Raw genomic sequence first — 446 nt, forward strand, 5'->3', positions numbered from 1 at the left:
ATAAAAAAACTTCCCTCTCATAATATGCAGAAAATTTAGCATATTAATCCAGGAAAGTATAGTATTTAATCTGGAGAAATTTGAAAAAATTCTTCGCATTTTAGAGGAAATAAAGTGACTGTTTACAAGATCGAAGAAAATTGAAGAAGAATTAGAGGAAAAAAGGAAAGAAACTGGAACGAAAAAACGGGGACGAAAGCCAAAAGGTCCATCTACTGAAACAATCTCAGTTGTAAAAACGGATTCTGACGCTGGTGTGTTATGTCGTCCTGGAAAGCCAACTGGTCCCCACTACTTAGCTCACACCAGTATTGATACTAAAAACGGAATTATTGTAGATATTCATCCTAGCCCGGGAAACATAAATGATTGCGAGCCCTTCGTTGAAAGACTAAAGGTTATTCAAGACAAGTTTGAATTAGATATTAAAAATGTTGGAGCAGATA

1 pseudogene is annotated in these 446 nt (G+C 35.2%); it reads left to right on the forward strand.

Annotation, left to right across the window (positions count from 1 at the left end):
- Positions 1 to 256 precede the first annotated feature (256 nt).
- A pseudogene (locus M3226_RS31635) lies at positions 257 to 446 on the forward strand (IS5/IS1182 family transposase); the annotation flags it as partial.

Source organism: Neobacillus cucumis (genome assembly GCF_023715505.1).